This window comes from Streptomyces sp. NPDC058375 (genome assembly GCF_042723425.1).
GTDB classification, from domain to species: Bacteria; Actinomycetota; Actinomycetes; order Streptomycetales; family Streptomycetaceae; genus Streptomyces; species Streptomyces durocortorensis.
The window spans coordinates 1-4945 of record NZ_JBHXJG010000376.1 but is presented as its reverse complement, the minus strand read 5'-3'; the positions used below and the strand labels follow the sequence as shown (position 1 = coordinate 4945).

Genomic DNA, 4945 nt, shown 5'->3' with positions numbered 1-4945 from the left:
GTTGATAGGCCAGATGTGGAAGCCCTGTAAGGGGTGGAGCTGACTGGTACTAATAGGCCGAGGGCTTGTCCTCAGTTGCTCGCGTCCACTGTGTTGGTTCTGAAATAATGAACAGCCGTGAAAACACCGGTGTTCTCAATTTCATAGTGTTTCGGTGGTCATTGCGTTAGGGAAACGCCCGGTTACATTCCGAACCCGGAAGCTAAGCCTTTCAGCGCCGATGGTACTGCAGGGGGGACCCTGTGGGAGAGTAGGACGCCGCCGAACAATTTTTCCGGGAAAGCCCCGCACCGTATGGTGCGGGGCTTTTCTGCGTTCTGAACGTCTAGGGTCGGACCATGCGCTACGAACTGGTCATCTTCGACAACGACGGTGTGCTCGTCGACAGTGAGCCGCTCGCCAACACCGTCCTCTCCGGCTACCTGACCGAGCTCGGTCACCCCACCTCGTACGAGGAATCGCTCCGGGACTACATGGGGTCCGCCGTGCACCGGGTCCACGATCTCGTCGAGGAGAGGACCGGGCAGAAGCTGCCCGAGGACTTCGACTCCACGCTCAACACCCGTACGTTCGCCGCATTCCAGCAGGAGCTGGTGGCGGTCGACGGGGTCGAGGAGCTGCTCGGAAAGCTCGTCGCGAACGGGGTGGACTACTGCGTCGCCTCCTCCGGGAGCCACGAGCGGATCCGGGTCGGGCACCGCAGGACGGGGATCGACCAGTGGTTCGAGGAGGAGTGGATCTTCAGCTCGGAGGACGTCGGGCGGGGCAAGCCGGCGCCGGACCTGTTCCTGCACGCCGCCGAGCGCATGGGCGTCGCGCCGGAGCGGTGCGTCGTCATCGAGGACAGCCCGCTCGGGGTCGAAGCGGCGCGTGCGGCTGGGATGGACGTGTACGGGTTCACGTCGATGGTCCCCGCGGACCGGCTCACCGGCGTGACCGGGCACTTCTCGGACATGTCCCAGCTTCCCGAGCTGCTGGCCTGAAACTGCTCGACTGATCCATCTACCCACGGGTAGTGGCTGGCCCTACGCTCGCGGCCATGACTGATGCGGGCTTGCGGCACGGCAGGGCCTCCCTGGGGCTGAGCTTCGGCGTTCAAGGCGTGGCGTTCGCTCTTCTGGTGACGCGTATCCCCGCCATTCAGGACCAGTACGGGATATCCGACGGTCTGCTGCCCATCTTCCTCGCCGCTGTCCCGATCCTGGCGGGGGCCGGCAGCGTGGCGATCGAGAAGCTTGTCGTCCGGGTGCGGCCCGGCGTCGTCCTGCGGTGGGCCCAGCCGCTCGTCCTCCTTGCTCTGCTCGGAGTGGGCGCCGGGCGGGAGATGTGGCACGTCGCCGTCGCGCTCGGGGTGTTCGGGCTGGCGGTCGGGGCGCTGGACGCGTCCATGAACATGCTGGGCGTCAGCCTCCAACGGGCGTACGGGCGTAGCATTATGACCGGCTTTCACGCCGCCTACAGCCTCGGCGGGATCGCGGGGGCGTCCCTGGCGTGGGTCGGGGCGCGGTGGGATCTGTCGTTGCTCGCGTCCTACCTGCCCGTCGTGGTGGTGCTGCTGCCCGCCGCGTTGATCGGGAGCCGGTGGTACACGGAAGGGAAGCGCCCGGAGGAGGCCCGCGCCGGGTCCGGAGGCCCGGGCGGGGCGCTGTCGTTCAAGCTGCTGCTGCCGCTCTGCCTCGTCATGACCTTCGCGTACATCGGGGACTCGACCGTCTCCAACTGGAGTGCCAAGTACCTCCAGGACGTGCTGGGCAGTTCGGAGCAGCTCGCGACCGTTCCGTACAACGTCTACATGGTGACGACCCTGCTGGGGCGGGCCGTGGGGGACCTCGGGGTGCGGCGGTTCGGGGCCGTCGCCGTGGTGCGGGGCGGGAGTCTCCTGGCGGCCGGCGGGTTCGCTGTCGTGGCGGTCGCGCCGGGGGCGTGGGTGGGGATGCTCGGATTCACGATGCTCGGGTTCGGGCTCTGCGTGATCGTGCCGCAGACCTTCGCCGCCGCCGGGCGGATGTTCCCGGGGAACAGCGACGCTGCCGTGGCCCGGCTGAACATCTTCAACTATGTGGGGTTCTTGGTCGGTTCGCCGCTCGTGGGCGCTCTGGGCGATGCGTGGAGTTATCGCGGAGCCATGCTCGTACCGATGGTTCTGGTGCTGGCGACGCTCGTGTATGCCCGCGCGTTCGGGCCGGAGCCCGCCCGATACGGTGGCGGGCATGAGCGGCCGCGCACAGCTGATGTGGGATGACGCAGTTACGGGATACGACTTCGGGGACACCCACCCCATGGACCCGGTCCGGCTCGCCCTGACGATGGGGCTGGTGCGGGCGTTCGGGCTCGATACGGCGGTGGATCTGCGGTCGGCCAGGCCCTTGGGGGACTCCAGCCTGAGACTCGTGCACCGGCAGGACTACGTGGCGGCCGTGCGGGCCGCCTCCGCGAATCCGCGGGCCGCTGACCAGAACTACGGGCTCGGGACCGTGGACGATCCGGCGTTCAGCGGGATGCACGAGGCGTCCGCGCTGATCGCCGGGCTGTCCGTCGGGGCGGCGGAGGCCGTGTGGCGGGGGGAGACCGAGCACGCGGTGAACTTCACCGGGGGGCTGCACCACGCCATGCCGGGTTCTGCCGCAGGGTTCTGCGTCTACAACGACCCGGCCCTCGCCATCGCCCGGCTGCTGGAGCTGGGCGCGGAGCGGGTCGCGTACGTCGATGTGGACGTCCACCACGGGGACGGCGTGCAGGCCGCGTTCTGGGAGGACCCGCGCGTCCTGACGATCTCGCTGCACGAGCACCCGAGGACGCTGTTTCCGCAGACCGGGTGGCCGGAGGAGACCGGGGCCGGGGCGGGGGAGGGCTCGGCGGTGAACGTGGCGCTGCCGGCCGGGACCGGGGACGCGGGGTGGCTGCGGGCGTTCCACTCGGTGGTGCCCGAGCTGCTGGCCGACTTCCGGCCCCAGGTGCTCGTCACCCAGCACGGGGCGGACACCCACTTCGAGGACCCGCTCGCCCACCTCGCGGTGTCGCTGGACGCGCAGCGGGCGGTCATGGAGTCCTGCCACCGGCTGGCCCACGAGCACGCCGACGGGCGGTGGGTGGCGCTCGGCGGCGGTGGCTACGCGGTGGTGGATGTCGTACCCCGGTCGTGGACGCATCTCGTCGGGATCGCGGCCCACGCTCCCGTGGACCCGGAGTCGGTCGTGCCGCCGTCCTGGCGTGATCTCGTCTACGCCCGTACGCGGCAGCTCGGCCCGGGCCGGATGACAGACGGGCGGACGCCGTCGTGGCAGGCGTGGGAGGACGGGTACGACCCGGCGGACCGGCTGGACCAGGCGGTGCTGGCGTCCCGGAAGGCCTCCTTCCCGCTGCGGGGGCTGCTGACCTAGGTCACGAGCCCTTCGCGCTGTGGGGGGTGATTCCTAGGTCACGCCCCGGGGCATTGTGCCGTGCGTTACGCCAACGGTGGGGCGTACCGGGATTCCGGCTCGCCGGGCGCCGCGATACGGCAGCATCCCAGGGGTGTTGAGCACCGCGGCGCTGCGCGCCCATCTGCTGGCGGCCCGGCTGGCCGGGTCCGTGGCCACGTCGCGCGAGACCAGTCTGCGCAGCTACCGGCTGTTCGCCGCCCGGGATCCGCGGGTGATGCTGGGGCTCGCGCCCGAGCGGGCCTGGGGCGAGGGCGAGCTGTTGCGGCTGATGGCGGACCGGTGCGGGGTCTCGGCGGACCCGGCGCATGTGAGCGGTCCCGACGCGATCGACCCGGAGCGGACGGTGGCCGCGCTGGACGCGTTCGCCGAGCGGCTGGCGCTGGTGGCCGAGCGGCGGGCTCCGGTGCTGCTGGGGACCGGTCATCCGCACCGGTTGCTCGGTTTCTACGCCGGGCTGGCAGACGCTCTGTCGGCGGCGGGGTGTCCTGTTCTCACCCCCGCGCAGGGGAGATGTGTCGACATAACGACCCGGTTTGGCGTACGTACGTACCACCTCGACTACGTACGGGGTGTTGCCCTGGTGCGCGAACCAGGGGGGCGGCCCACCGGGGGCGAGACCGGCGCGCACACGCATTCGCCGCTTCCGGTGCGGCTCGCGCTCCAGGACGCGGCGGAGCGGCTCGGGGTACTGCCCGATCTGGTGATCGGGGATCACGGCTGGGTCTGCGGTGCAGGTCAGCTGGGGATCGAGGCGATCGGGCCGGCGGACACGGACGATCCGGCGCTGTTCGTGGGGGAGGCGGAGGGGCGGGTGTCCGTGGTGGTTCCGCTCGACGACGGCGTACGGGCGCCGTTCTACCGGCCGTTGACGCGCTATGTGCTCAATCGGGCCTGTCTGTCACAGTAAGCCGTCGATCGGCTCCCCTCTTCCCCACTCGCACCACCCGCCCCTAATCTGGGGAGTGAGCGCACAACGACGAAGAGTCACCGGAGGGGAAGCCGGTGCGCGTCCGGTGCGGAAGGTACAGGTGGGTCATGGCTGCTGGCAGCGAGAGGCCTCTCAACGAGGTCAAGTTTCTGACCGTGGCGGAAGTCGCCTCGGTCATGCGAGTGTCGAAGATGACCGTGTACCGCTTGGTGCACAGCGGTCATCTGCCGGCGATCCGGGTGGGCAGGTCCTTCCGGGTGCCGGAGCAAGCGGTTCACGCGTATCTCCGCGAGTCCTTTGTGGGGGTGGAATCAGCCTGACGTCAGCCTGGGATCAGCCGGGGTTGCCTGCGGATTACGTCCCTCGGACGGTGGCGGGTAGGCTAGGCCGACGTAGGTCGTGTGGGCCCAGACGCCCCGCACCAGTGAAGAAGAAGTGAGCGAGGGTAGTCGTGGGCTCTGTTATCAAGAAGCGGCGTAAGCGGATGGCCAAGAAGAAGCACCGCAAGCTGCTCAAGCGCACGCGCGTTCAGCGTCGCAACAAGAAGTAAGCGAACGCAGTTCGTGAGATCCGCAGCCCTCCCGCCGTCCTGGCG

The 4945-nt window shown here is 69.4% G+C and carries 6 protein-coding genes and 1 rRNA gene; all 7 read left to right on the top strand.

The annotated features are described in order from the left end of the window. Positions 1 to 150 precede the first annotated feature (150 nt). The 7 genes from rrf to ACFWM7_RS33545 all read left to right on the top strand — a co-directional run bounded on the left by rrf (position 151) and on the right by ACFWM7_RS33545 (position 4900). A 5S ribosomal RNA gene (rrf, locus tag ACFWM7_RS33575) occupies positions 151 to 267 on the top strand. A gap of 71 nt (positions 268 to 338) precedes the next feature. Further along, positions 339 to 983 carry an HAD family hydrolase gene (locus ACFWM7_RS33570; protein ID WP_383268102.1) on the top strand — a complete coding sequence of 215 codons (645 nt, stop codon included), beginning with the start codon at positions 339 to 341 and terminating at the stop codon, positions 981 to 983. Positions 984 to 1039: 56 nt separating this feature from the next. Beyond that, complete coding sequence (locus ACFWM7_RS33565) at positions 1040 to 2242, top strand: MFS transporter (RefSeq protein WP_383268099.1); 1203 nt, start codon at positions 1040 to 1042, stop codon at positions 2240 to 2242. Continuing rightward, positions 2211 to 3380 carry an acetoin utilization protein AcuC gene (locus ACFWM7_RS33560; RefSeq protein ID WP_383268097.1) on the top strand — a complete coding sequence of 390 codons (1170 nt, stop codon included), beginning with the start codon at positions 2211 to 2213 and terminating at the stop codon, positions 3378 to 3380. Before ACFWM7_RS33565 ends, ACFWM7_RS33560 begins: the two co-directional genes overlap by 32 nt. Positions 3381 to 3513: 133 nt before the next feature. Beyond that, positions 3514 to 4329, top strand: a complete 816-nt coding sequence (locus ACFWM7_RS33555; RefSeq protein WP_383268094.1) for a phosphatase — start codon at positions 3514 to 3516, stop codon at positions 4327 to 4329. A gap of 128 nt (positions 4330 to 4457) precedes the next feature. Next, the gene (locus ACFWM7_RS33550) at positions 4458 to 4670 is read left to right on the top strand and encodes a helix-turn-helix domain-containing protein (RefSeq protein WP_003968329.1); all 213 of its coding nucleotides are present in this window, start codon (positions 4458 to 4460) and stop codon (positions 4668 to 4670) included. A 131-nt stretch (positions 4671 to 4801) separates the two neighbouring features. Further along, on the top strand, positions 4802 to 4900 hold the full coding sequence (locus tag ACFWM7_RS33545; RefSeq protein ID WP_003948845.1) for a 30S ribosomal protein bS22: 99 nt from the start codon (positions 4802 to 4804) through the stop codon (positions 4898 to 4900). Positions 4901 to 4945 lie beyond the last annotated feature (45 nt).